Origin of the sequence: Pseudomonas sp. UBA2684 (genome assembly GCA_002354655.1) — a bacterium.
Lineage (GTDB): Bacteria > Pseudomonadota > Gammaproteobacteria > Pseudomonadales > Pseudomonadaceae > Aquipseudomonas.
This window is the reverse complement of sequence record DELY01000031.1, coordinates 1-23,896: the sequence shown is the minus strand read 5'-3', so window position 1 is coordinate 23,896 and position 23,896 is coordinate 1. Positions and strand designations below refer to the sequence as shown.

At 63.3% G+C, this 23,896-nt stretch carries 17 protein-coding genes and 1 pseudogene; 7 read left to right on the top strand and 11 right to left on the bottom strand.

Annotated elements, in window-relative coordinates; translation table 11 throughout:
- Positions 1-112: 112 nt before the first annotated feature.
- Complete coding sequence (locus B3M58_RS10405) at positions 113-1,480, bottom strand: glutamine synthetase family protein (protein ID WP_296218928.1); 1,368 nt, start codon at positions 1,478-1,480, stop codon at positions 113-115.
- A 90-nt stretch (positions 1,481-1,570) separates the two neighbouring features.
- The gene (locus B3M58_RS10400) at positions 1,571-2,962 is read right to left on the bottom strand and encodes an aspartate aminotransferase family protein (protein WP_296218927.1); all 1,392 of its coding nucleotides are present in this window, start codon (positions 2,960-2,962) and stop codon (positions 1,571-1,573) included.
- 264 nt (positions 2,963-3,226) lie between these two features.
- Between B3M58_RS10400 and B3M58_RS10395 the strand changes: the two genes are divergently transcribed.
- Both B3M58_RS10395 and B3M58_RS10390 read left to right on the top strand, forming a co-directional pair.
- Entirely contained in the window at positions 3,227-3,874 is a 648-nt protein-coding gene (locus tag B3M58_RS10395; RefSeq protein ID WP_296218925.1) for a GntR family transcriptional regulator, read from the top strand.
- A 196-nt stretch (positions 3,875-4,070) separates the two neighbouring features.
- Positions 4,071-5,834, top strand: coding sequence for a cation:proton antiporter (locus B3M58_RS10390; RefSeq protein ID WP_296218923.1), 1,764 nt, complete (start codon positions 4,071-4,073; stop codon positions 5,832-5,834).
- A 60-nt stretch (positions 5,835-5,894) separates the two neighbouring features.
- Here B3M58_RS10390 and B3M58_RS10385 read toward each other — a convergent pair whose 3' ends face one another.
- Positions 5,895-6,305: an SMI1/KNR4 family protein gene (locus B3M58_RS10385; RefSeq protein WP_296218922.1), complete on the bottom strand. Its 411-nt coding sequence runs from the start codon at positions 6,303-6,305 to the stop codon at positions 5,895-5,897.
- A 168-nt stretch (positions 6,306-6,473) separates the two neighbouring features.
- On the bottom strand, positions 6,474-7,316 hold the full coding sequence (locus B3M58_RS10380) for a Tim44 domain-containing protein (RefSeq protein ID WP_296218921.1): 843 nt from the start codon (positions 7,314-7,316) through the stop codon (positions 6,474-6,476).
- Between the two features lie 150 nt (positions 7,317-7,466).
- Here B3M58_RS10380 and B3M58_RS10375 point away from each other — a divergent pair, with 150 nt between their 5' ends.
- Positions 7,467-8,102: an FMN-binding negative transcriptional regulator gene (locus tag B3M58_RS10375; protein ID WP_296218920.1), complete on the top strand. Its 636-nt coding sequence runs from the start codon at positions 7,467-7,469 to the stop codon at positions 8,100-8,102.
- A gap of 9 nt (positions 8,103-8,111) precedes the next feature.
- Here the strand turns inward: B3M58_RS10375 and B3M58_RS10370 are convergent, their stop codons facing one another.
- The 3 genes from B3M58_RS10370 to uvrD all read right to left on the bottom strand — a co-directional run bounded on the left by B3M58_RS10370 (position 8,112) and on the right by uvrD (position 12,389).
- The gene (locus B3M58_RS10370; RefSeq protein WP_296218919.1) at positions 8,112-8,693 is read right to left on the bottom strand and encodes a TetR/AcrR family transcriptional regulator; all 582 of its coding nucleotides are present in this window, start codon (positions 8,691-8,693) and stop codon (positions 8,112-8,114) included.
- A 183-nt stretch (positions 8,694-8,876) separates the two neighbouring features.
- Entirely contained in the window at positions 8,877-9,968 is a 1,092-nt protein-coding gene (locus tag B3M58_RS10365; protein ID WP_296218917.1) for a TRAP transporter substrate-binding protein, read from the bottom strand.
- Between the two features lie 213 nt (positions 9,969-10,181).
- Positions 10,182-12,389, bottom strand: a complete 2,208-nt coding sequence (gene uvrD / locus B3M58_RS10360) for a DNA helicase II (RefSeq protein ID WP_296218915.1) — start codon at positions 12,387-12,389, stop codon at positions 10,182-10,184.
- Between the two features lie 233 nt (positions 12,390-12,622).
- Here uvrD and B3M58_RS10355 point away from each other — a divergent pair, with 233 nt between their 5' ends.
- Complete coding sequence (locus B3M58_RS10355) at positions 12,623-15,502, top strand: putative bifunctional diguanylate cyclase/phosphodiesterase (RefSeq protein WP_296218914.1); 2,880 nt, start codon at positions 12,623-12,625, stop codon at positions 15,500-15,502.
- A 263-nt stretch (positions 15,503-15,765) separates the two neighbouring features.
- Positions 15,766-16,440, top strand: coding sequence for a hypothetical protein (locus B3M58_RS10350; RefSeq protein WP_296218911.1), 675 nt, complete (start codon positions 15,766-15,768; stop codon positions 16,438-16,440).
- A gap of 7 nt (positions 16,441-16,447) precedes the next feature.
- Here B3M58_RS10350 and B3M58_RS10345 read toward each other — a convergent pair whose 3' ends face one another.
- Positions 16,448-17,353 (bottom strand): alpha/beta hydrolase, encoded by a 906-nt coding sequence (locus B3M58_RS10345; RefSeq protein ID WP_296218910.1) that lies wholly within the window; start codon positions 17,351-17,353, stop codon positions 16,448-16,450.
- Positions 17,354-17,580: 227 nt separating this feature from the next.
- Between B3M58_RS10345 and B3M58_RS10340 the strand changes: the two genes are divergently transcribed.
- On the top strand, positions 17,581-18,852 hold the full coding sequence (locus B3M58_RS10340; RefSeq protein ID WP_296218908.1) for an MFS transporter: 1,272 nt from the start codon (positions 17,581-17,583) through the stop codon (positions 18,850-18,852).
- Positions 18,853-19,073: 221 nt separating this feature from the next.
- Positions 19,074-20,075: a formylglycine-generating enzyme family protein gene (locus B3M58_RS10335; protein ID WP_296218907.1), complete on the top strand. Its 1,002-nt coding sequence runs from the start codon at positions 19,074-19,076 to the stop codon at positions 20,073-20,075.
- A 32-nt stretch (positions 20,076-20,107) separates the two neighbouring features.
- Here the strand turns inward: B3M58_RS10335 and B3M58_RS10330 are convergent, their stop codons facing one another.
- The 3 genes and pseudogenes from B3M58_RS10330 to B3M58_RS10320 all read right to left on the bottom strand — a co-directional run.
- On the bottom strand, positions 20,108-22,672 hold the full coding sequence (locus tag B3M58_RS10330) for a LysM peptidoglycan-binding domain-containing protein (protein ID WP_296218906.1): 2,565 nt from the start codon (positions 22,670-22,672) through the stop codon (positions 20,108-20,110).
- A gap of 17 nt (positions 22,673-22,689) precedes the next feature.
- Entirely contained in the window at positions 22,690-23,520 is an 831-nt protein-coding gene (locus B3M58_RS10325; RefSeq protein ID WP_296218905.1) for a DUF4123 domain-containing protein, read from the bottom strand.
- A 5-nt stretch (positions 23,521-23,525) separates the two neighbouring features.
- Positions 23,526-23,896: pseudogene (locus B3M58_RS10320) on the bottom strand (type VI secretion system tip protein VgrG); the annotation flags it as partial.

Below are 23,896 nucleotides of genomic sequence, written 5' to 3'. Positions count from 1 at the left end.
CATGGATATTTATCGAGCCGACGCCACTGGTGCCAATGCTCGGCTACGGGCAGGCCTCCGGCGTGGGTCAGTCAGTCGGTAGGATGGGGTACATCGCCGCGTCGACGTTGGCTCAGGCGTGGCTCAGGTACCAGCGCCAGTCCTGCTCGCCGACCTCGCCCATAAATTGACGGTACTCGGCCCATTTGATCGCCAGAAATACTTTGAGAAAGTCCTCGCCCAGCGCCTCTTTGGCCCAGGCCGAGTTTTCCAGCGTGCGCAGGGCGGTCAGCCAGTCGGTGGGCAGGAACTCGCTGGCCTGCTCGTAGCCATTGCCAACGATGGCCGCGCCCGGATCGATCTGCTCGCGGATGCCCTTGTGGATACCGGCGAGAATCGCCGCCGCCGCCAGATAGGGATTGGCGTCGGCGCCGCAAATGCGGTGTTCGACATGCCGGCTGTTGGCCGGGCCACCCGGCACGCGCAGCGACACGGTGCGGTTGTTCACCCCCCAGCTCTTGGCCAGCGGCGCGTAGCTGTTGGCCTGGAAGCGGCGGAACGAGTTGGCGTTGGGGCAGAAGATCGCCAGGGCGTCGTTGAGCGTGGCCAGCATGCCGCCGATGGCGTGCTTGAGCAGCGGCGTGCCATGTGGGTCTTCCGAGGCCATCAGGTTGTTACCTTCGGCGTCCGCCAGGCTGACGTGCATATGCAGGCCGTTGCCGGCCAGGTCGCCAAACGGTTTGGCCATAAAGCAGGCCTGCAAGCCGTGCTTGCCCGCCACGCCCTTGACCAGGCGCTTGTAGCGCACGCCCTCGTCGATCGCTTGTAGCGCGTCGAAGCGGTGCTCCAGGGTTAGCTCGAGCTGACCCGGGGCGTATTCGGAAATCGCCGTGCGCACCGGCAGGCCCTGCGCCTCGCAGGCGGCGTAGAGGTCGTCGAGGAACGGCTGCAGCTGCTCCAGTTCGTACACGCCATACACCTGCGGCGCCTGCGGGCGCACGCCGTTGGCTTGCAGCGCCGGCTGCGGGCGGCCATTGGCGTCGCGGGTTTTATCCAGCAGGTAGAACTCCAGCTCCACCGCCATCACCGGGTGGTAGCCGTCGGCCTTGAGGCGGTCGATGGCGCGCACCAGCACATGCCGTGGATCGGCCGGGCTGGCTGGCAGGCCCTGGGTCGGGTGCATGCTCACCTGCAACTGGCCGGTGGGCGTGGTGCGCCAGGGTTGCAGGGTCAGGCTGCCGGGCAGCGGGTAGGTCCAGCAGTCGGCGTCGGCGACTTCCCAGACCAGGCCGCTCTCTTCCACGTCTTCGCCCTGGATGGTCAGCGCCAGGATTGAGCTGGGCAACGGCCGGCCGTTCTCGTAGATGGCCAGCAGCTCGTCGCGGTGCAACAGCTTGCCGCGCGGGATGCCGTTGGCGTCGATCAGCATCAGCTCGATGCTGCGCACTTCGGGGTGCTGTTCAAGAAAGTCGCGGGCTTCCTGGGGATTGGCGAATTGCATGGTGATTCTCACAGTGACTCGTCATTTCGTGGGAGGCGCTTTAGCGGCGATTGTCGCGGCTGAAGCCCCTCCCACAGGTTGATCGATGAGTTATTCGCGGGCGCCGGGGATGGCCAGTAGCTCGGTGAGGGCCGCATCGAGCATGCCGATCAGCTGATCCACATCGTCCGCCGTGGTGCTTGGGCAGCACAGGGTCATGTTGTGGAACGGGGTGATCAGGATGCCGCGGTTGATCAGGTACAGGTGCAGGGCCATCTGTAGCTCGTCGTGGAACGCGGCCTCGGCCTCGGCGCCGGTCTTCGGCGACACCGGACAGAATTGGAACTCGCTGCGCGCGCCCAGCTCGGTCACCGACCACTTCAGATCGTGCTTGCCGATCAGGCGGCGGAAGCCGTCGGCCAGGCGTTTGGCCAGCGGCAGCATGTGCGCATAGGCGGCCGGGGTCATCACCTGTTCCAGGTTGGCGCGCATGCAGTGCATGGCCAGGGCGTTGGCTGACAGGGTGGTGCCCATGCCGCTGTGACCGTGGCCGTGGCTGCCTGCGCTGGCGCGTTTGCGCGCGGTGGTCATGGCCTCGGCCATCGCCGCGCTGCAACCGAAGATGCCGCACGGCACGCCGCCGGCAATCGGTTTACCGACCACAAAGAAGTCCGGCTCAAGGTCCCACAGCTTCGTGCAGCCGCCGATATCGGTGGAGATGGTGTGGGTCTCGTCGATGATCAGCAGCGCACCGTATTTCTGGGTCAGCTCGCGGCACTGCTGCATAAAGCCCGGCTCGGGCAACACCATGCCGATATTGGTCATCGCCGGCTCGCAGAGCAGGGCGCAGACATCGCCCTGGGCCAGTGCGGCTTCCAGTGCGGCCACATCGTTGAACGGGATCGAACGGCTGTACTCGGTCAGGTCGTAGGCCTGGCCGACCAGGCCGGAACGCGGCACGGTCTCGCCGTCGATACAGCGCACCATCACATCATCCACCGTGCCGTGGTAGCAGCCATCGAACACCAGCAGGGTCTTGCGCTGGGTAATCGCCCGCGCCCAGCGCAGCACGTAGCGGTTGGAGTCGGTAGCGGTGGCGGTGACCTGCCAGAACGGCAGGCCGAAGCGCGCGGCCAGCAGCTCGCCGCAGACCACCGCGTCCTCGCCCGGCAGCATGGTGGTCAGGCCGTTGTTGCCCTGCTCGGCGATGGCCTTGGCGATCGGCTCCGGCGAGTGGCCGAACATGGTGCCGGTGTCGCCCAGGCAGAAGTCGATGTACTCGTGGCCATCGACATCATAGAAGCGCGCGCCCTTGGCCCGTTCGACGAACAGCGGCACCGGGGTCGACCAGTCGGCCATCCAGTGCATCGGCACGCCGCCGTACAGCGAGTGGCGCGCACGCTCGGCCAGGGCCACGGATTTTGGGTTGCGCGCGATAAAATGCTGCCGCTCGCGGGCGGTGAATACCTCAATGGCCGATTCGGCGATACCACTGGCAGTCATGCCTGAACACCTCGTTCAATTTTTCGCACATCTTCTATTTGTGATCACAAAATTGTCAATAGTGCTTGATAAAGCTCGCTACGGTTATGCTAGCCTTTATTTTGTGATCACAAATTAGCGGCCTGTCGCGATCATTGCCCAGCAGGCGACGGTGTGGGCGCTCCCCGCTCTTGCAGGGCGACCTACGGCCCACCAGACTGCACGCCCAGCGTACATTTGTTCACCGTAGCCCGGCTTGCCGGCGGGAGAAAAGGTCAGACACCGATGCCGGACAATCTTCAGGAACAGCTCTACCAGCGCATTCGCGACGACTTGCTCGCGGGCCGCTTCCAGCCCGGCCAACGCCTGAAAATCCGCGACCTCGCCGCTGCCTGGGGCACCAGCCCGATGCCGGTGCGTGCCGCTTTGCAGCGGCTGGTGGTCGAGGGCGCGCTGGAAGGCGAACCGCAACGCTCGGTGCGCGTGCCGGCGATGACCCGTGCCCGCTTCCAGCAGATATTCCAGGTGCGCCTGAGCCTTGAGGGCCTGGCCGTCGAGCTGGCGGCGCCGCGCATCGGCCGGGCCGAGATCGAGTTGTTGCGCGGCTGCATCGCACGCATGGAGGTGGCTCTGGAGCAACGCGATGTGCAGGCCTACCTGAACGACAACAGCCTGTTCCATCTGACCCTGTACCGCGCCTGTGCCAACCCGATTCTGCTGCGCATGATCGAATCGCTGTGGCTGCAAGTCGGGCCGTTCTTCAACCGGCTGTTCACCGAGGCCGACCTGTCGCTGCGCCTCAACGATTTCCACGAAGACGCCTTCAAGGCCCTGGAGGCCGGCGATGGCAAGGCGGCTCGTGTGGCGATGGAGCAGGACCTGAGCTTTTTCGGTCAGTTTCTGCTCAATCTACTCGACCTCGAACAGGCCTGAGCGCCTCTAGTTCGGTGCGTTTGGCCAATTGTTTCGGGGGGGCTTGCCAGGCTGCGGCCGTGCTATGACGAGTGCTAACCTGCCCACGTAGTGCCCGCTCACAGGCATTACCCCATTCCCAGCCGGCTCCCCGGAGCCAAGCGAGTACCCGCCAGCGGGCCCTTTGGCCTGTCCAGTGATTCAGGAGTCGTGTGCCATGCATGCCATCAGTTTTATTCAGGATCTGGCCGTGATCATGTTAGTGGCCGGCATGGTGACCATCCTCTTTCACCGCTTCAAACAGCCGGTGGTGCTCGGCTATATCCTCGCCGGTTTTATCATCGGCCCGCACACGCCACCGTTCGGGCTGATCCACGACGAAGACACGATCAAGACCCTGGCCGAGCTGGGGGTGATCTTCCTGATGTTCTGCCTGGGCCTGGAGTTCAGCCTGCGCAAACTGTTCAGCGTGGGAGCCACGGCGTTTATCGCGGCGGGCTTGGAAATCGTCCTGATGATCTGGATCGGCTACGAGATCGGCCAGTTCTTTGGCTGGAGCAGCATGGACTCGCTGTTCCTCGGCGGCATCCTGGCGATTTCCTCGACCACCATCATCATCAAGGCCCTCGGCGACCTGAAGATGAAGAACGAGCGCTTCGCCCAGCTGATTTTCGGCGTGCTGATCGTCGAGGATATCCTCGGCATCGGCATTATCGCGCTGCTTTCGGGCATCGCCGTGAGCGGCACGGTGGAAACCGGCCAGGTGTTCGCCACGGTCGGCAAGCTCAGCCTGTTTATGATCGTCGCGCTGGTGGTGGGCATTCTGCTGGTGCCGCGCCTGCTAGCCTATGTGGCCAAGTTCGAGAGCAACGAAATGCTCCTGGTGACGGTGCTCGGCCTGTGTTTCGGCTTCTGCCTGCTGGTCGCCAAGCTGGAATACAGCATGGTGCTGGGGGCCTTCCTGATCGGCGCGATCATGGCCGAATCGCGCCAGCTGCTGCAGATCGAACGGCTGGTGGAGCCGGTGCGCAACCTGTTCAGCGCGATCTTCTTCGTCGCCATTGGCCTGCTACTCGACCCTGCGGTGCTGGTCGAGTATGTCTGGCCGATTATCCTCATTACCTTTGCGGTGATCGGCGGCAAGGTGCTGTCCTGTGGTCTCGGCGCCTTTATCGCCGGCAATGACGGGCGTACCTCGCTGCGGGTCGGCATGGGCCTGTCACAGATCGGCGAGTTCTCCTTCATCATTGCCGCGCTGGGCATGACCCTGCAGGTGACCAGCGATTTCCTCTACCCGGTGGCGGTGGCCGTTTCGGTGATCACCACGCTGACCACGCCGTACCTGATTCGCGCCGCCGATCCGCTGTCGATCAAGCTGGCCGGGGTCATGCCGCGTCGTGTGGCGCGGGTGTTCAGTATGTATGGCGAGTGGCTGCGCAGCATCCAGCCGCAAGGCGAGAGTGCGCTGCTGATGGGCATGATCCGCAAGATCGTGCTGCAGGTCGGGGTCAACCTGGCGCTGGTGGTGGCGATCTTCCTCGGCAGCGCCTACTTCGCCGACCGCCTGGCCGGCTACATGAGCCCTTGGCTAACCCAGGACAACCTGCGGAAAGGCCTTATCTGGGGCGCTGCGTTGCTGCTGTCGCTGCCGTTCCTGATCGCCGCCTACCGCAAGCTCAAAGCGCTGGCCATGCTCCTGGCGGAGATGGGCGTGCACCCGGAAACCGCCGGCCGGCATACCGCGCGGGTACGGCGGGTGATTGCCGAGGTGATTCCGCTGTTGTCGCTGGTGGGCATCATGCTGCTGCTGATGGCGCTGTCGGCGAGCATTCTGCCGACCGGCGAGCTGCTGGTGGTGATCGCGCTGGTCGCGTCGGGGCTGATCGCCCTGCTGTGGCGCTGGTTTATCCGCGTGCACACGCGTATGCAGATCGCCCTGCTGGAAACCCTGGATGGCAGCGCGGACACGCACCCCCGCTGAGGCTGTTGCCGTTTCAGCCGCGTGATGTGTGCTGAAACGGCGGCAGGTTTGGGCCGTGGCTTAGCTTTCCAGCCAGACGTCGCGCACCCAGTGCCAGACCGACTCCCAGGTTTCGTCTTCGTTGACTTCGCCGGTTTCCGCTTCCCACAGCAGCACGGTGCCGTCTTCTTCGACCACGTAGTAGTTGCCGTGGTCTTCGCACAGCGGCACGAACTCGCGCGGCACGCCGAGGGACCAGGCGGTGGCGGCGACTTCCGGCAGGTAGGTGTGCGATTGCGGGTCGCTGGCGGTGACGGGCTCCAGGCGGCCGTACACCACATCGCTGACCTGCAGCAGGTATTCGCGCAGGGCGAAGGGCAGGTGGATGAGGATCTGCTCCTGGATTTCCACCAGGGTTTCTTCTTCTGGCAACTCCAGCGGCACCGGCACCGGTTCGTTGAGTTCACGCAGTTGTTCGATGACTTCTTCCACGGTTCAGGCTCCAGCGGCAAAACAGAATGACAGGGTAGCGTGTAGGCGCGGCGGCGCCATGCCTACAGCGCTGCCTTTTACGCTGCCCGGGTCGCCCTCACAAGAGGATTGGCGCTGGCAGAAACAACAAAACCCGGGCAAGCCCGGGTTTTGCGACACGCTGAGGAATCAGCCGTTCTGGCGAATACCGGCGACCAGCCATGGCTGGTTGTCGCCGACTGCGCGCTCCATGCGCCAGCTTTCGCTGAATACTTCGCCCTGGTCGAAGCGCGAGGTCTTCGATACGCCGCTGAAGGTCAGGGTGGCGACGGTCTTGTCGCTCAAGTCGTCGACGCCGTCCAGCTGCACATCGAGGTTGTCGATGTAGGTGGACTGGAAGCCTTCGCCCAGATCGGCGCGTTCGCGCTTGAGGAACTCCAGCAACTGCGGGGTGACGAACTCGGCGATCTTGTCCATTTCGTCGGCATCCCAGTGCTGCTGCAAGCTGAGGAAGTGCTCACGGCCAGCGCTGACGAAGCTTTGCTCGTTGAACCAGGCCGGGGCATTGATCACTGGTTTGATCGCGGCTGCGGCGCTGCCGCCACCGAAGATCGAGCTGGGTGCGGCAGGCATTTCGCGCTGATACGGCGCGCCACCGGCGGCTGCCGGCTGGGCCTGGCGACGACGGGCGGAGAGAAAACGGAACAGCAGGAAGGCGATCAGGCCGAAGATCAGCATGTCCATGATCTGCAGGCCTTCGAAGCCGTCACCCATGAACATCGAGGCGAGCAGGCCACCGGCGGCCAAACCGGCCAATGGGCCGAGCCAGCGCGAGGCGCCACTGGCAGCAGCGGGCTGACGACCGGCGGTCGGTGCGGCGGCGGCCGGCTGCGAGGGCGACTGGGCTTGGCGAGTCTGGTGGCTCGGCGCGGAGCCGAAGGATTTGCCGCCGCCCATACGTTTGGCGTCGGCATCGAAGCTGAAGGTCAGACCCAGGCACATGGCCAGGGCGATACTGAGGAAACGCTGCATTGTCGGCTGTCTCTTAGTTGTTAGAACTACCCGCGGCATCTTGCACGGCATAGGCGGCGAAGGCCAGTCGCAGAATGTTTCGAGCTTTTGCTTTTTCGCCGATTCGGTGCAGCATGGTGCAACGCCTGCCCCCGTAGCTGGAGATTTCCTGTGTACATTCCCAAAGCCTTTGTCGAGGACGATCTGCGCAGCTTGCACGACTTGATCGAGCAAACTCCTCTGGCCAGCGTGGTCAGTCACGGCGACGCAGGTTTGCTGGCCAGCCATCTGCCAGTGTTGCTGGCGCGCGAGGAGGGCGAGTTCGGCACCCTCTACGGCCACTTCGCCCGCGCCAATCCACAATGGCGCGAGCTCAGCGATGGCGGTGAGGCGTTGCTGATCTTTCAGGGGGCAGAGGCTTACGTCAGCCCGAGCTTTTACCCGAGCAAGGCCGAGCACGGCAAAGTGGTGCCGACCTGGAACTACCAGGCGGTGCATGCCTATGGCCGTGCCGAATTGTTCGACGAGCGCGAGCGGCTGCTGGCGCTGGTCAGTCGCTTGAGCCAGCGGCATGAACAGGGCCGCGCGCAACCTTGGGCGGTCAGCGATGCCCCGGTGGAGTATATCGACAGCCTGTTGCGCGCCATCGTCGGCTTTGCCCTGCCCATCGCACGTATCGAAGGCAAGTGGAAGCTCAGCCAAAACAAGGACGCGCAGGACTTCGCCGGGGTGCAGCGCGGCGTGGCGCAGTCCGCGCGGCCAGCAGAGCGGCGCCTGGCCGAGGCCATGACGACGCTGAAACCGTAATTCGTGGCCCTACGATTGACGCAACAACAGGCATAGCGGCCCGCAACGTAGCTGGCGGCGCATAAACGCACGGAATTCGGCGGGACCTTCCTCGGGGTGACGCAACCAGTGCACGACGCTGCGCAGGTAAACCCCAGTCAACAGGCTTTCTTCGGCGATACGGCTCAGGTGCAGGGTTTCCCGTTGCGCCGCCTCGCGCCACCATTGCACGGTGCGGCTGACGCGCAGCAAACCGAGCACTTGCAGGTGCAGGTGCCCGGGTTCGAGCTTGTACAGCAGCATCTGTCCGGTCACCGCGCGGTGCGCGGCCAGGCCGTCGAACCAGGCGACCAGCAGTTCCTCCAGCCGCTTGGCGGGCTCCAGAGCGATCAGGTCGGGGGTTTTGGCGCGGTTGAGCAGGGCGCGATCGGCGCGGTCGAACCAGGCTTCGACCAACTGATCCTTTTCCCGATAATGCACGGCGATGGCATCCAGGCCGGTGTCCAAGTGTGCGGCCACGTCGAACAGGTGCAAGCGTTCCCAGCCGCAGACATCGGCCAAGTGCAAGGCCGCATCGAGAATCTGCTCGGCGGTGATGGTAGGTTTTTTCATCGGCTCACCTCGCCAAATAGTATGGGCGGCGAGCGCAGAAGGACCGACCTGAAACGACCAACGGAAGCCGAAGGCTCCGTGTGTGGGTGTTTAGGTCGTAGGATGGGTTAGTCGCGCAGCGGCGTAACCCATCAATGCGATCTGATGGGTATCGCTGCGCTCAACCCACCCTACGGCTGTGGCTTAGCGCCAGTTGTACAGCTCTTTTTCCGACAACTGGTGCATCTGGCTGACCTGGGCCTGGAAGGCTTTCATCGAGGCCCAGATGCGCCCGTTCAGCTCGCTTTGCGCGGCCAGTTCGCCGAGCACCACCTCGGACTCGCGCTGCATGGCGTCGAGCACCTCGTCGGGGAAGCGCTTGAGCAGGGTGCCTTGTTTCTTCAGTTCATCCAGGGCCATGGCGTTGTGGTAGACGTAGTCGTCGAGCATGTCCTGGCTGGCGGCGCGCGCGGCTTCCGTGAGGATCGCCTGTAGGTCGGCCGGCAGGCTGTCGTAGGCCTTTTGGTTGATCAGCAGTTCGAGCACCGCCTGCGGTTCTTGCCAGCCCGGGTAGTAGTAGAACTTGGCCGCTTTGTGCAGGCCGAAGGCCAGGTCGTTGTAGGGGCTGACCCAGTCGGTGGCGTCGATGGCATTGCTTTGCAGCGAAGTGAACACTTCGCCGCCGGGCAGGTTGACGGTGGTCGCGCCGAGCTTGCTCAGCACTTCGCCGCCGAGGCCGGGCATGCGGATCTTCAGGCCCTTGAGGTCGTCCAGCGAGTTGATTTCCTTGTTGTACCAGCCGCCCATCTGCATGCCGGTGTTACCCACCACCACGGGCTTCACGCCGTGCGGCGCGTAGGCTTCGTCCCAGAGTTGCTGGCCGCCGCCCTTGCTCAGCCAGGCGTTCATCTCGCTGGTGGACAGGCCAAACGGCACGGCGGTGAAGAATTGCGCGGCCGGCACTTTGCCCTTCCAGTAGTAGGCGGCGCCGTGGCCCAGTTCGGCGGTGCCGCGCGACACGGCGTCGAACACTTCCAGCGGCGGCACCAGTTCGCCACCGGCATATACCTTGATGGTCAGGCGCCCGCCACTCATGGCATTGACCCGCTCGGCCAGGCGTTCGGCGGCGGTACCCAGGCCTGGGTAGTTCTTCGGCCAGGCGGTGACCATCTTCCAGTGGAAGCTTTGCGCCGGCTCGGCCGCGGCCTGCTGGGTGCTGGTTTTTTCGTCCTTGCAGCCGGCCAGGCCAATGGCGGCGAACAGGGCGCTGGCGAGCAACAGATGGCGGCGAATCATGGAGGCTCCTTATTGTTTGAATGGACGATCAATCACGCTAGACCGCCTGTAGGCGCGGCGGGGTGCCCCACGGCCGTGACAGCAAGTGCCGGCAAACAGAGTATCGCGGGCTGTAGGCGTAGGGTGGACATGGCATAGCCTTGTCCACCACCTGGCGCCGCAATGGCGGACAAGCCTTCGGCATGTCCGCCCTACAATAGCCTTCCCCCTTGGCTATAGCGCCTGCAGCTTGGCGTAGCTGAGCATCAGCCACTTGCTGCCCTCGCTCTCGAAATTCACCTGCACCCGGGCCTGTGCGCCGGAGCCTTCGAAGTTGAGGATGGTGCCTTCGCCAAACAGCGAATGCTGCACGCGCTGGCCGAGGTTGAAGCCGGTGTCCGGCACGGCGCTGCCGGCGAACATACTGTCACCGTTCATGCTGTTGCCGCCCAGATTGCGGCTGACCGCACCGAACGGCCGGCTGACGCTGTTGGACAGGCGCACTTCCTGAATCAGCGGCGGCGGAATCTCACGGACGAAGCGCGACACCTTGTTGTAGGTCTCGCTGCCGTACAGGCGGCGGGTTTCGGCGTAGGTGATGACCAGCTGGCGCATGGCCCGGGTGATGCCAACGTAGGCCAGGCGGCGTTCCTCTTCCAGGCGGCCGGGTTCTTCCAGGCTCATTTTGTGCGGGAACAGGCCTTCTTCCATGCCCACCAGAAACACCAGGGGGAACTCCAGGCCCTTGGCGCTGTGCAGGGTCATCAGCTGCACGCTGTCTTCGTTTTCCGCCGCCTGGGTGTCGCCGGCTTCCAGCGAGGCGTGGCTGAGGAAGGCTTGCAGCGGGCTCAGCTCGTCGTCTTCGTTGTTGTCGAAGGTGCGCGCGGCGCTGACCAGTTCTTCCAGGTTTTCGATGCGTGCCTGGGCCTTTTCGCCTTTCTCGGCCTGGTGGTAGGCGATCAGCCCGCTCTGTTCGATCACCGTCTGGGTCATCAGGTGCAGCGGCATGCTCAGCGCCTTGGCGGCGAGGTTTTCGATCAGCTCGATAAACCCGGCCAGGGCCCCGGAAGCACGGGCTGGCAGGGCCTTGGCCGCGACCATCAGATTGATCGCCCCCCACATCGACACCTCATGGCCGCGGGCATATTCGCGGATCGCCTCGATGCTCTTCTCGCCGATGCCGCGCGCCGGCACATTGATCACCCGCTCCAGCGCCGCGTCGTTGCCACGACCGTCGAGCAGGCGCAGGTAGGCCATGGCGTTCTTGATTTCCGCGCGCTCGAAGAAGCGCTGGCCGCCGTAGATGCGGTACGGTACTTTTTCGCGCAGCAGGGCTTCTTCGAGCACCCGCGACTGGGCGTTGGAGCGGTAGAGAATGGCGATTTCGCTGCGTTTGAGACCGTCCTTGCGCAGGGCGTCCTCGATCGTCTCGACCACGTAGCGCGCTTCGTCGTGCTCGTTGAATGCCGAATACAGGTTGATCGGCTCGCCGTCGCCGTCTTCGGTCCACAGTTCCTTGCCGAGGCGGCCCTGGTTGTTGGCGATCAGCGCGTTGGCGGCCTTGAGGATGCCGGCGGTGGAGCGGTAGTTCTGCTCCAGGCGGATCACTTCGGCATCGGCAAAATCGTCGGAGAACTGCTGGATGTTCTCGATCTTCGCCCCGCGCCAGCCGTAGATCGACTGATCGTCGTCACCGACCACCATCATGCTGTCGCCGCCCTTGGCGAGCATGCGCAGCCAGGCGTACTGCACGGCGTTGGTGTCCTGGAACTCGTCGACCAGGATATGTCGGAAGCGCCGCTGGTAATGCTGGAGGATGCCGCCGGGGTTGTTGCGCCACAGGTCGAGGGCGCGCAGCAGCAGCTCGGAGAAGTCGATCACTCCGGCGCGGGCGCAGGCCGCCTCGTAGGCTTCGTAGATCTTCAGCATGGTGGCGAGGAACAGGTCGCCGCCCGGCTGGCTGTGTTGCGGGCGCAGGCCTTCGTCCTTCTGCCCGTTGATAAACCACTGCGCCTGCTTGGCCGGCCAGCGCTGCTCGTCCAGGCCAAGCTCGCGGATCACCCGCTTGACCAGGCGCTGCTGGTCGTCGGAGTCGAGAATCTGGAAGTTTTCCGCCAGGCCGGCTTCCTGCCAGTGCGCGCGCAGCAGGCGGTGAGCCAGGCCGTGGAAGGTGCCGACCCACATGCCGGCTGGGTTGACGCCGAGCATCTGCTCGATGCGCTGGCGCATTTCGGCGGCGGCCTTGTTGGTGAAGGTCACCGACAGGATGCTGTGCGGCGAGGCCTGCTCGATCTGGATCAACCAGGCGATGCGGTGCACCAGCACGCGGGTTTTACCGGAGCCGGCACCGGCCAGCACCAGTTGGCGGCCCACGCGCGCGGCGACGGCCTGGCGTTGGGCATCATTAAGAGAGGCAATCAGCAGTTCGGGGTCATTTTGCATCGCGGCATTCTAGGGGGCAGCAGCAGGCAGGGCAAACCGCGTGCGTCGCGGCGTATAGGGCTGGGTTTAACGGACGACTGGCCAGTCACCGTGCCATGCCGCTGTTACATGCGCCGCGGCCCGCCGAAAGTTAGGCGTCACGTCTGTGAATTCGCCCACATGTTGGTTGGGCGAAGCGTCTAGCTCGGGTATGCTCCGCCGACGCCTAGGCAACCATTACAAGAAAATCGCCTATGACCGCCATTACTAGCGCCGTAGTCGGCGAATCGTCGCTGGGCAGTAGCCGCGAGATTCGCCAGCAATTCGCCACGGATATTGCCGTGGAACGTACCCGTCTGCTTTATCAAGGCTCACGGGTGCCGAGTCTATTCATGTTGCTCAATGGTCTGGCGTGCGCCTACTTGTTATGGACACCGCAGAACAGCCCGCTGCTGTCCGGTTGGTTGGTCTGGCTGGTGGTACTGGCGGTACTGCGTCTGGTGCAGGTCAGCGCATTCACCAGCGCCTTGCCAAGCCATCAGGCGCATGCGCAGTGGCAACGGCTGTTCCTCTTCGGCGCGGCGGCTTCGGGGCTGACCCTGGCCTTTGCCGCCATTGCCCTGGTGCCGGCCGATGTGTTCTATCAGCAGGCACTGGTCTACGGCCTGATCGCGGCGGCGATTCTCTCCGCCAGCGTCGCCTACGCCGTTAGCCTGTCCGCTTTCCTGACCTTTGCCTTGCCCTGTCTGCTGCCGTCGGTGGCTTACCTGTTGCTCAGCGAGCACCACCTGTTGCGTGGCTGGGGCCTGCTGGGCGGTATTTTGTTGCTGGCGCTGTTGGTGGTGGCCTGGCAGGTCAACCGCCTGGTGCAGCGCAGCCTGCTGCAGCGCTTTCACAACCAGGCGCTGATCGCCAACCTGGAGTACGCCAAGCAGCAGGCCGAAGGCCTTAACGAGGAATTGGCGCGCGAGGTCGAGCAGCGTCGCCGCGCCGAGCGTGAGCTACGCCGTACCCACGGCGAGCTGGAAATGCGCGTGGCCGAACGCACCCTGGAACTGGACGAAACCACCCACGCCCTGGGCAAGAGCCAGGCGCGTTTGGCGCTGGCGCTGGAGGCCAGCGAGCTGGGCCTGTGGGACTGGAACCTGCAAAGCGACCAAGTGCACCACTCCCAGCTCAAGGAAATTTTCGGCCTGGAGCCCGCCGACGTGCAGGTGATGCTGCGCGACCTCAAACCGCGCCTGCACCCCGACGATTTGCCGGCGCTGCGCCGCGCGTTGGTCGAGCACATGAAGGGGCGTACCGACGGTTACCACATCGAATACCGCATCAAGCACGCCGAAGGCCATTGGGTGTGGATCGAAGATCGCGGCCGCGCGGTGGAGCGCGACAGCGCCGGACGGGTGCTGCGCATGCTCGGCACGCGGCGCAACATCAGTGCGCGCAAGCAGCAGGAAGAACAACAGCGGCTGGCGGCCACGGTATTCGAGGCGGCCAGCGAAGGCATCGTGATTCTCGATCCGGAGTACCGCTTGCTGGCGGTCAACCAGGCGTTCAGCCAGGTCACCGGCTATCGCCAGGATGAGGTGGTCGGCGAAAGCGTCGCCACCCTGATTGGCAGCCGCGAAGCCCGGCGCCAGTACCAACTCATCCGCCTGGAACTGGAGCAGCGCGACAGCTGGCAGGGCGAACTGATCGAGACGCGCAAGAACGGCGAGCTGTACCCGCAATGGTTGCAACTCAATGTGGTGCGCGACAGCCGGGGGCATGTCAGCCATATCGTTGGTTTCTTCGCCGACCTGTCGTCGCGCCGCGAGGCGGAGGAGCGCCTGCGTTATCTGTCGCATTACGACGAGTTGACCGGCCTGGCCAACCGTAGCCTGTTCAAGGAGCGCCTGCACGAAGCCAGTCAGCGCGCCCGGCAGAGTGGGCGCAGCGTGGCGTTGCTGCACATCGATCTGGACCGCTTCAAGCTGCTCAACGACAGCCTTGGCCATGAAGTAGCCGACCAGTTGCTGCGGCAGATGAGCCGCCGCCTGGCCCAGGCGGTGCCCGAGGCCGACACTCTGGCGCGCTTGTCCGGCGACGAGTTCGCCGTGTTGCTCGACTCCTACGGCAGCCTTGCCAGCCTGGCGCGCATGGCCAGTCGTCTGCTGGCCAAATTGCGCATGCCGATGACCGTTGGCGGCCAGGAACTGGTGGTCAGCGCTTCCCTGGGTATCAGCCTGCTGCCGGACAACGCGCGGGAAATTTCCGCGCTGATCAGCCAGGCCAATATGGCCATGCAACATGCCAAGCACCTGGGCGGCAACACCTTCCAGTTCTTCACCGATAACCTGCAAGCCTGCACCCTGGAGCGCTTGCAGTTGGAAACCCAGCTGCGCAAGGCCATCGAGTGCAACCAGTTGGAGGTGTTCTACCAGCCCAAGCTGTGCCTGGCCGATGACAGCCTGAATGCCGCCGAGGCGCTGGTGCGCTGGCGTCACCCGGAGCTGGGCCTGGTGCCGCCGAGTGACTTCATTGGCCTGGCCGAGGAAACCGGCCTGATCGCGCCGATCGGCGAGTTCGTCCTGCGTCAGGCTTGCCAGCAGGCGCGCGAGTGGCAGCGTCAGGGTCTGGCGGATATTCGCGTGTCGGTGAACCTCTCGGTGCATCAACTGCGCCAAGGCAACCTGACCAGCCTGGTGCGCCAGGTGCTCGACGAAACCGGCCTGGCGCCGCGTTTCCTTGAGCTTGAATTAACCGAGAGCCAGTTGCTGGATAACGTCGAGAATGTCATCAGCACCTTTCAGCAGCTGCGCGACCTGGGGGTGAAGTTGGCAATCGACGACTTTGGCACCGGTTATTCCTCGCTCAGCTACCTCAAGCGCTTCCCGGTGGATTACGTGAAAATCGACCAGACCTTTATCCGCGACCTGTCGCTGGGCAGCGAGGACGCGGCGATCACCCGGGCGATCATCGTCATGGCCCACAGCCTGGAGCTGAAGGTGGTCGCCGAAGGCGTGGAAACCCAGGCGCAGATGGATTTCCTCAAGAGTCAGCGTTGCGATGAAATCCAGGGCTTTTTGATCAGCCCGCCGGTGCCCGCCGAGCAGTTCGCCGAGCTGCTGCGCGATCAGGTTGGCACGTTCTGAGCGCCGAGCGGGCGGGCGAGGCCACGGCGTCGATTTTACCGTCGCGCGCCGATACTGCGCATAGCCCGCGATAACGCGTCGCAGCGCCTGAGGCCGAGCCGTACCGGCCTGCTAGTGTTTCCGGCCTTCCCACTGCCCTGGGGCCCGAACGGCCCGCTAACCCAATCAAAGATGGCTGCCTTCGCGGGCCTCGCGATAGATGCTGAATGCCACGCAGGCCGTGGCTTACAGCCTGTATCGATGACGCACGGAAGGAGACCGATATGCCCAAACCCACCGGCCTGAGCGTGGGCCAGCGCCTGTTATTGGCTTCGCAGGCGCTGGCGCCGCTGGCGGTGAAGCTGGCGTTGGTCCAGCAACTGGGCGCCGAACGCGCGGCGCAGCTGGCGCCACACATGCCCAGCGGACACTTGCGTGAGCTGATCCTCGGTTTGCCGACCGCGTTCGTCGCCCAGGTCACCCGCCACCTCGACCCGCGTCGGGTGCTCGATACCTACCTCAGCCTGCCGGATAGCCTGCACCTGGAGGTGGCGCGCCAGCTCTGCGCGGACGGCGCGTTCGCCACGGCGGCGCGCTACGCCGAGTGCCTGTCGGCGCAGCAGGTCAAGGTGCTGATTTTCGGCATCAACGATGTCGACCACGTAGTGCAGATCGCTCGGCATATCCAGGACATGGCGCTGATCTGTCAGAGCTTGCGCACCTTCTCCAGCGGCTACCTGGGCAAACTCACCGAGGCGGCGCTGGCCGACGACAACCTTGCGGTGGCGGTGCAGGTGCTCGGCGGTTTGCCGCTGCCACGCCAGGCCGATGTCTGCGCCGGGTTACGGCCGGCCACTTTGCGTCTGCTGCTGCCCAGCTTGCTGGATGCCAGCGAGCAGGCCTTGGCCGAGCATTTGCCGGCGCGGCTGCGCGAACGCTTGCCGGCCCAGCCGGTGTAGGGTCGCGTCAGTTCAGGCTCAGGGCGCGGGTCGCCGGGCCGGGGAACAGCGCCTGGATCGCCTGGGCGTACTCGCGGCGACCCATGCGCAGGCTGTTGTTGTGGTTGGCGCCGTCGATCAGCAACAGGCGCTTGGGCTCGTTCGCCGCGGCGAACAGGGTCTCGCTGAAGCGCGCCGGCACGTAGCGGTCGCCGGTGCCGTGGGCAATCAACACCGGCACCTGGACCTTGTCGATCTTGCTCAGCGAGTCGAACTTCTGCGATAGCAACCAATGCACCGGCAGCGAGGTATTGCTGATCGCGCTGGCGGCGTCGGCCAGGCTGGTGAAGGTGGATTCGATGATCAGCCCGGCCAGTTGCGGTGTGTCCTCTTCCTGAGCCAAGGCCTCGGCCAAGTTGACCGCCACCGCGCCGCCCAGGGAGTGTCCGTAGAGGAAGCGCTTGGCCGGATCGGGCTGCAACTCGCGCAGGTGCGCCCAGGCGATGGCGGCGTCTTCGTACACCGTGCGCTCCGACGGCAAGTCACCGAGGCTCTGGCCAAAGCCGCGGTAGTCGATGGCCAGTACGGCAAAGCCCATGGCGTGCAACTGCTCGATGCGGAACAGCTGACCGGTGAGGTTCCAGCGTGAGCCGTGCAGGTAGAGCAGAGTGGGCGCATCCTTGCGCGCTGCCGGCCACCACCAGGTATGGATGTTCTGCGTCGCACCGAAAGCCGGGTCGCGCAGCACGCGCTCTTCGATACCGGACGGCATGCCGCTGAACCAATGGGCGGTGCCCGGCTCGATGCGAAACACTAGCTCGCGTTCGGTCTGTTGCAGCTTGGCGCACCCGATCGGCAGGCCCAGCACCAGAGCGAGTAACAGGCTCAGGCTGAGCCAGCGTTTGCGCAAACGTGGTAACCAGGTCGAGGACATGGCGACTCCTGTAGAGGGCTGCGGCGCGCATTAAGCCACGGCGCCCAGGCGCTCGGGATGCGTGGCAAGGTTGCCAGCATAGACCGCTGCGTGGTCGGGCTGTTCGGCGACAACGACCGTGAGTTGTTAGCGAATATGTGACGCCAGGCCATGGGCTGGCGGCGCTGCGCTTGTTTCGCCCCGACGCTCTGGATACTGTCGCAGCGTCTGCCGGCCCAGAGAACGCCATGTCACCGTCACCCACCCCGTCGATTGCCCGTCCCGCATCCGCCACCCTGGTGCTGCTGGCCTCGTTGTATTGCGCCCAGGGCCTGCCGTCGGGGCTGATCGCCCATTCGCTGCCGGTGTTGCTGCGCCAGCATGGCGTCGACCTGGCGCTCATCGGCCTGCTCAAGCTGCTGGCACTGCCCTGGTTGCTCAAGGTGCTCTGGGCGCCCTGGGTGGATCGCCTGGCGTCGCGGCGTTTCGGTCATCACCGCGGCTGGATCTTGCCCTTGCAGGGCGGCATCACCCTGATCGTCACGGCGCTGGCGCTGCTCGCGCCGGACAGCCTGTTCGGCAGCCAGCTACCCGTGCTGCTGGGCCTGCTGCTATTGGTCAACCTGGCGGCCGCGACCCAGGACGTCGCCACCGATGGCCTCACCGTGCGCCTGCTGCCCGAGCGCTGGCGCGGCCTGGGTAACAGCCTGCAAGTGGGCGGCTACAAGATCGGCATGCTGGTCAGCGGCAGCGGCCTGCTGCTGGTGTTCGACAGTTTCGGCTGGAGCCTGTCGGTCGGTTTGCTGGTGATCCTGCTGGTGCTGACCCTGATCCCGATCTGGCGCTTTCCCGAGGCGCAGCGCCTGCCCTATCGTCCCGCTCTGGCCGAACCGGCTGGCCCCGGTTTATTGCTGCGGCATTACCGCGGCCTGCTGATGCAACCTGGCATGCTGCTGTGGCTGGCGGTGGTGCTGACCTTCAAACTCGGCGACGCCCTCGGCTCGCCGATGATCAAACCGATGCTGGTCGACCAGGGCTGGAGCAACGCCGAGCTTGGTCAACTGACGCTGATCAGCAGCCTGGTCGGCATCGCCGGCGCTGTGCTCGGCGGCCTGCTCTACGCCCGCCTGGGCACCCTGCGCGCGCTGCTGCTGTTCGGCACTCTGCAAGCCGCCGGTATCGCCGCCATGGCGCTACTGGTCGACGCCGGCGCAGATCGACCGCTGGTTTATTTGATTGCCCTGTTCGAACAAGCCGCCGATGGCATGTCCACCGTCGCCCTGTTCGCCGCCATGATGCGCATGTGCCGCGCCGAACACGAAGGCGCCGACTTCACCTTGCAGGCGTCGGCGCAGTTGCTGTTGGGCGGGCTGGTGGGAGCGCTGAGTGGCGTGTTGGCGAAGGCGTTGGGCTACTCGGGTTTGTTTCTGAGCGCGGGCTTGCTCGGGTTGTTGGTGTTGGCTGTGGTGGTGCTTAACTTCCGAAGCGCCAGCCCATTGCCGCGACCCGATCAAGTCTGAGTTGTGCCTCTTGGGGCTGAAGGCGCCGTAACACGGCGAGTGGATAGCCATGGCCGGCCACGATATCTGATGCTTCTGGGGAACCCATACAGATTGCTGTGAGCGGATCAGCATTTCGTGCAATGCGTTGATGCCGGGCGCCAGTAAGGCGATCTGCCGGCATTGGGTTTTCCCGTCTTGGCTGCTAAGTTCGACCTACTTCGTTTGACAAGGACAGTCTGATGCATCGTTCCGTGTTCCTTTCTCTTTTCACGCTCACCCTTATCGGCTGCGACGCCCACTCCCAGTATCTGCCTGAGAGTACTGCCCTTGCCCCCGATAAGGTGCGGGCCATCGCGGCTACGGTCGAGCAGCGCTACTCCAATCTCTCAGCCGATCAGCGGGAGTCTGTGCTGCGCACCGTGGTGCGCTCACTGGACGACATGGTGTTTATCGAAGGCGGTGAGTTTGATATGGGCGATTTCGGTTGGCCGTGTGACCGCGCGCTGACCGATTTATGTGAGTGGCCGTGCGGTGTACCACTCGATCAACTCTGCGTTATTACCGAAAACATGGAAGACAGTGGGGTTCACCCCGTGCGCCTGAGCAACTTCCATCTGTCTCGCTACCAGACCCGCCTGGGCGACTTCGATCTATTCCAAGTTATTCACGGCAAGCCGCTCTCCAGTGCCGAGTACCGCGACAGCGAGCAAATGCAGGAGTATTTCGCACCGGACAAACCCGCCCCGACTAGGTATTGGCAGGAGGCCAAGGATTACTGCCTATGGCTGGGCGAGCTCAGTGGTGCGCCAGTCGATCTGCCCTCAGAGGCACAGTGGGAGTTCGCGGCCCGCAACCGGGGTAAGCACGTTATCTACCCGACCGATACCGGCACCCTGGATTTCGGCCGCAACTATCCACCACGGGAAGACGACTGGCAGGGTATAACGCACCCAGTAGGCAGCTTTGCGCCTAACCCACTGGGGCTGTATGACATGGCTGGCAATGCCAAGGATTGGGTCAATGACTGGTACGACCCCGATTATTACCCTAACTCGCCGCTCGATAACCCCAAGGGGCCCGAAACGGGGTTCTACAAGATCATGCGAGGCTTCGGCTTGAACGAGGGCGAGGTCATCCGGGCCAATACCGTCATACGCTGGCCGGAAGCACCCGACCAGACAGGCTATTCCGAGTATGCCAGCTTCCGCTGCTCGGTCCAGTCGGAGCATCCGCTCAAATGAACGGTTAGGCCGGATCGCAGTCCGGCCATCATCTAAGCCAGGCCAACGAATTTTCCGCTGCGCTGTGCGGCCAACATGACGTTGCGCTTGAGCTGTGGCGCAACCGGTGTCCAGGCCAGCGTAGTCCCAGCGGGTGAGTCCTGCAGAATGGCCAGGCGATCGATAAATTGGTTGAATTGCTGCTGCTGGTTGCGATCCAGAAAGGCATTTAGGCGATTGAGGCTGTCCATCGCGCGGACCTTGGTGGCCTTAGGCGACATATGTTCCAGGGTCTCGATAAAGTGACGCCAGCGCCGTATATGCGATAGCAACAGGACGATGGCCTTCTCCTGTTCGCTCTCGAGACTCTCGACAAAGCTCTCGCTTAATACATAGAGCATCGGGCCGATAGTCTCGGGAGGTAGCATTTGCAAAGGCAGCTTCCTGCCGCTTATCAGTACCGCTTGGTGCGTCAGCAGGCTGGCCGCCAGGCATTCGGCCTCCACCATCAGGGCTTTGCGGTTCCTCCACCATTGGGTCATTTCGAGATAGCCCATCTCGAAGGCCTTCTTCGCGGCATTCCGCGGGGCGGATGCCGCCTGGTAGAGGCCCCGAGCGATATAGTTGAATGCATCGGGGTCGAAACTGAGCAACTGCCGGTAATCGACTTCCGCCAGCGCACCACACAGCAATGATGCCAGCTCGTAGACCTTCTCCAAGTCGGCCACTGTGGCAAAGCCACCGCCCGCCCCGGGGCCGAATACCAGGCTGGCCTTGCAGTTCACTGCTAGGCGCTCCTTGCTGATGCTGAGGCCAAAATCGAAGCCTGCGCCAATACCGACCGCGACGTTACCCTCGGCCTTGACCTCAGCCAGGCTGCCCCAATTGGACGAAGCATTCGCCTGGCTGGCTTCAATTTTTCCACGTCCTTCTTTTTTTGGCTCAATCCATTGAATCGCACCGGTCAGGCTACCGCCGGCTTGCGCGCCAGCGAAGGCGTCGGCCTTTAGGCCCACCTGGCCACCGCGGCTAAGCTGGGTGGCGGCGTGGGGCGTACCAAGCAACGCTGTCGCGCCCGCCGGCTGCTCGGTGGGTTTGTAATTGACCTTCACCCCCGCGCTACCCTGGCCATGGGTACCAACGAAGCAGGACAACTCCACCTTGCCCAGCAGCCGAAAACTGCCAAAAGGGTGATAAACCGTCTTGCCTAGGGCATTTTTATAGGCCATCTGTACAGTGCGACCGCCCTGGGAAGGGAAATAGGATTCAAGGGCGACGCGACCTTCCGCCAAGGAAAAGGCCGCACTGCCTTTCACGCCCACTTCAATTTCACCGTTCTTTATGTCCCAGCTGTTGATACCGGCGCTCGCACTGGCCGCAAAGCGTAAAAGATGCCCCTCAGCCTGAACGGCGTATGGTGCTGAATCGTCGGGATTTGAGGACCACGCAGCTTCTTTGTGCAAGGCATTAAGCAGGCAATCTTCCGGTGCATCCCAGCTCTTCAACTTGGCTTCCAGCTTGCCCAGGGGACTGGCTTTGCCATCACCACCCACGCCTTTCTTAATGTCCTCGATCAGCTCACCAGCCAATGCCTTGCCGAACGGTTTGCCATTGAGCACGGCGCTACGCACTTTACGCGTCCAACGCACCTGCTCGCGGTAGCGCACGGGTATGTAGTAGCGCCGGTCCGGCTGACTAAACAAGGCAACCTCGACAACGCCAAACCCTGTACGGGTTTGCTGACCACGCTCGTACCCAGCGGTACGCGAGCGGCCGTGATCCTGGGAAGGGCGCGTACCGCTGGCCGTGGTTCCGGAGGCCGCTGGCTCGGATGAAAGGCGGGCCCGCAACACGCCGATCTCCGCGTTCAGCTCACGAACCTTGGCTTTCCTCAGACCTGGCCAGTTGTTTTCCATCACGTTGCCCAGTATGCCGTCACGAACCAGAGAGGGCTCGTATTCCTGGTACCAGTCACGGGCCTGCTGCAAAGCGCGGAACTTGCCTTGGATGTCTTCCTCAGTCACCAACGGCGGTTCGGCTGGCGATGGCGGAGGTGGGCCAAGTTTGATCAGGCCGGCAACCTCGGCTTTCTTGCCCCACTCGGCCTTCTTGCAGCGGGTGCAGGCACAACTGGCCTGGGGATTCTTTTCCTTCTTGCACGACAGGCTGTCTGGAGAACTGGAGACAATTTGCTTGAACTCGTCCATCAAGACCTGAACGCGCTTAATCTCAGCTTTCAATAAGCTGGCCTGCTCTTCCGTCAGTACATAGAAATGCTCATCACCGGTTACATGCACGATATCTACCAACTCATCACTGCACTGGCTCGCGCACTGCGCTTTGGCGCTCGCGGTGTCCTGCTGGTGTTTGGCTGGCGGCAGCGCTGCGGGCGCAGGGACCGCTGGCGTTGGCTTTGCAGTTGGTGAAGCAGCCGGCTTATCAACTGCAGGGGATTGAGGCTTGGCCGGCAGGTTGAGTTTCCAGCCGACCTGAAGCTTGTTCGGGTCGCGGATAATAGGGTTGAGTTGCTGCAACTCAGCCTGGCTAGTGCCCTGTTCACGGGCAATCACACTGAGGCTGTCGCCCGATTGCACGATATAAGACTTGCCGCTTGTCATGTCCGTCGTCCTTGAAGTCAGAGACCTTCCAATGTGTCCAATTTTTCACTTGCAGCAAGGTCGTCGCGCGCCAGCACTGTGTTAGTGGACGCCTGGGACCAGAAGCCCTGAGGTTTACTCAAGGTCATTCTCAGCCAACGCTCGTAGTGACTCTTCTGATGAAAGTCAGCCGCATGTGCAGCAAGCAGCTCGCCATAGACAAAATCTTCGGGCTCAGCAGAAGGCAGAGCCACTTGATAGTCATTAGCCAACTCCTTGGCAATGATGCGCAGCCGTGCCATTTCCATGGTTTTTTGCAGGTCCTGCCCCAGCCACAGCCAACCGGCCGCCTGAACCTTGCCATCCCACTTACCCGTAGGTTGCGCATAGCGCCAGCCCAGCTCGTTTCTCCAGACCATGGTGCGAAAAGGCCCAAAGAATTGCTCACGTTCGGTTGCGCTAAGGCTACCGAGCAGCGGCTCCAACCAACGAGGCTCAAAGAATCGCATAAGCTGTTGCTGCTGGTTCTCCACGCGGACGGTCAGCAGGCTCTTGCAGTGCTTGACCGCAGCCTCCCAGTCGCGATGATCTTCCAGATAAAGCACGCAACCCGCATCGCTTTGCTCTAGAAGGTTTGAGCTGTAGGCCTCCCAAGCGTCCTGTTGGTCGCTCAACACCAAAATCGGGCCGCTTTCTTCCAAGTCGGCATAGGGCGTGCCGTGAAAAAGTGGTTCCCAGGTTGGAGTACCTTGGCCGCTGAGCTGATAAAGGTTGGCTAGCAAGTCCTTATCGGCGCTTCCATCGAGTATCACGCAGCGTAAGTAGGGCGATGGCGACTCAACGAAGGGTGAAGAAATACTCTGGGTCATGTCGCTTATCCGTGCTGGTGCAGCGTGCAATTGCCTTGTGCATCAAAAATGCAGCCGCTGGCCACCAACAGATGCCCAGCTACCGCCTGCTTGAGGTAGACCTCGGTAGTAAGCCCCGCCTTATCCGCATCCGCCGCCTTAACCTTGCCGGGCAAAATAGGCGCTGCCCCCGAGCCACTGCCCGGTGCGCCGCCGGAGTTGAGTTTGACGATGGGGCCGACCAGGGTTACGCCGCTGGCATCCAGCTTGATAAAGCTGCCGGCGGCTTTGAAGGTCAGTTCGCTGCCGGCTTCGAGCACGACCTTCAGGCCGCTGGATAAATGGATTTCGTTGCCGGCTTCGATGAACTGGCCGGTGCCGATTTTGACGTGCTGGT

Excerpts from the sequence above, each read along its gene's own strand:
- B3M58_RS10350 (WP_296218911.1), top strand. The coding sequence starts at position 15,766 with ATGCCCAAACCCACCGGCCTGAGCGTGGGCCAGCGCCTGTTATTGGCT.
- B3M58_RS10345 (WP_296218910.1), bottom strand. The coding sequence starts at position 17,353 with ATGTCCTCGACCTGGTTACCACGTTTGCGCAAACGCTGGCTCAGCCTG.
- uvrD (WP_296218915.1), bottom strand. The coding sequence starts at position 12,389 with ATGCAAAATGACCCCGAACTGCTGATTGCCTCTCTTAATGATGCCCAA.
- B3M58_RS10390 (WP_296218923.1), top strand. The coding sequence starts at position 4,071 with ATGCATGCCATCAGTTTTATTCAGGATCTGGCCGTGATCATGTTAGTG.
- B3M58_RS10340 (WP_296218908.1), top strand. The coding sequence starts at position 17,581 with ATGTCACCGTCACCCACCCCGTCGATTGCCCGTCCCGCATCCGCCACC.
- B3M58_RS10325 (WP_296218905.1), bottom strand. The coding sequence starts at position 23,520 with ATGACCCAGAGTATTTCTTCACCCTTCGTTGAGTCGCCATCGCCCTAC.
- B3M58_RS10335 (WP_296218907.1), top strand. The coding sequence starts at position 19,074 with ATGCATCGTTCCGTGTTCCTTTCTCTTTTCACGCTCACCCTTATCGGC.
- B3M58_RS10370 (WP_296218919.1), bottom strand. The coding sequence starts at position 8,693 with ATGAAAAAACCTACCATCACCGCCGAGCAGATTCTCGATGCGGCCTTG.
- B3M58_RS10355 (WP_296218914.1), top strand. The coding sequence starts at position 12,623 with ATGACCGCCATTACTAGCGCCGTAGTCGGCGAATCGTCGCTGGGCAGT.
- B3M58_RS10330 (WP_296218906.1), bottom strand. The coding sequence starts at position 22,672 with ATGACAAGCGGCAAGTCTTATATCGTGCAATCGGGCGACAGCCTCAGT.
- B3M58_RS10405 (WP_296218928.1), bottom strand. The coding sequence starts at position 1,480 with ATGCAATTCGCCAATCCCCAGGAAGCCCGCGACTTTCTTGAACAGCAC.
- B3M58_RS10395 (WP_296218925.1), top strand. The coding sequence starts at position 3,227 with ATGCCGGACAATCTTCAGGAACAGCTCTACCAGCGCATTCGCGACGAC.
- B3M58_RS10380 (WP_296218921.1), bottom strand. The coding sequence starts at position 7,316 with ATGCAGCGTTTCCTCAGTATCGCCCTGGCCATGTGCCTGGGTCTGACC.
- B3M58_RS10365 (WP_296218917.1), bottom strand. The coding sequence starts at position 9,968 with ATGATTCGCCGCCATCTGTTGCTCGCCAGCGCCCTGTTCGCCGCCATT.
- B3M58_RS10400 (WP_296218927.1), bottom strand. The coding sequence starts at position 2,962 with ATGACTGCCAGTGGTATCGCCGAATCGGCCATTGAGGTATTCACCGCC.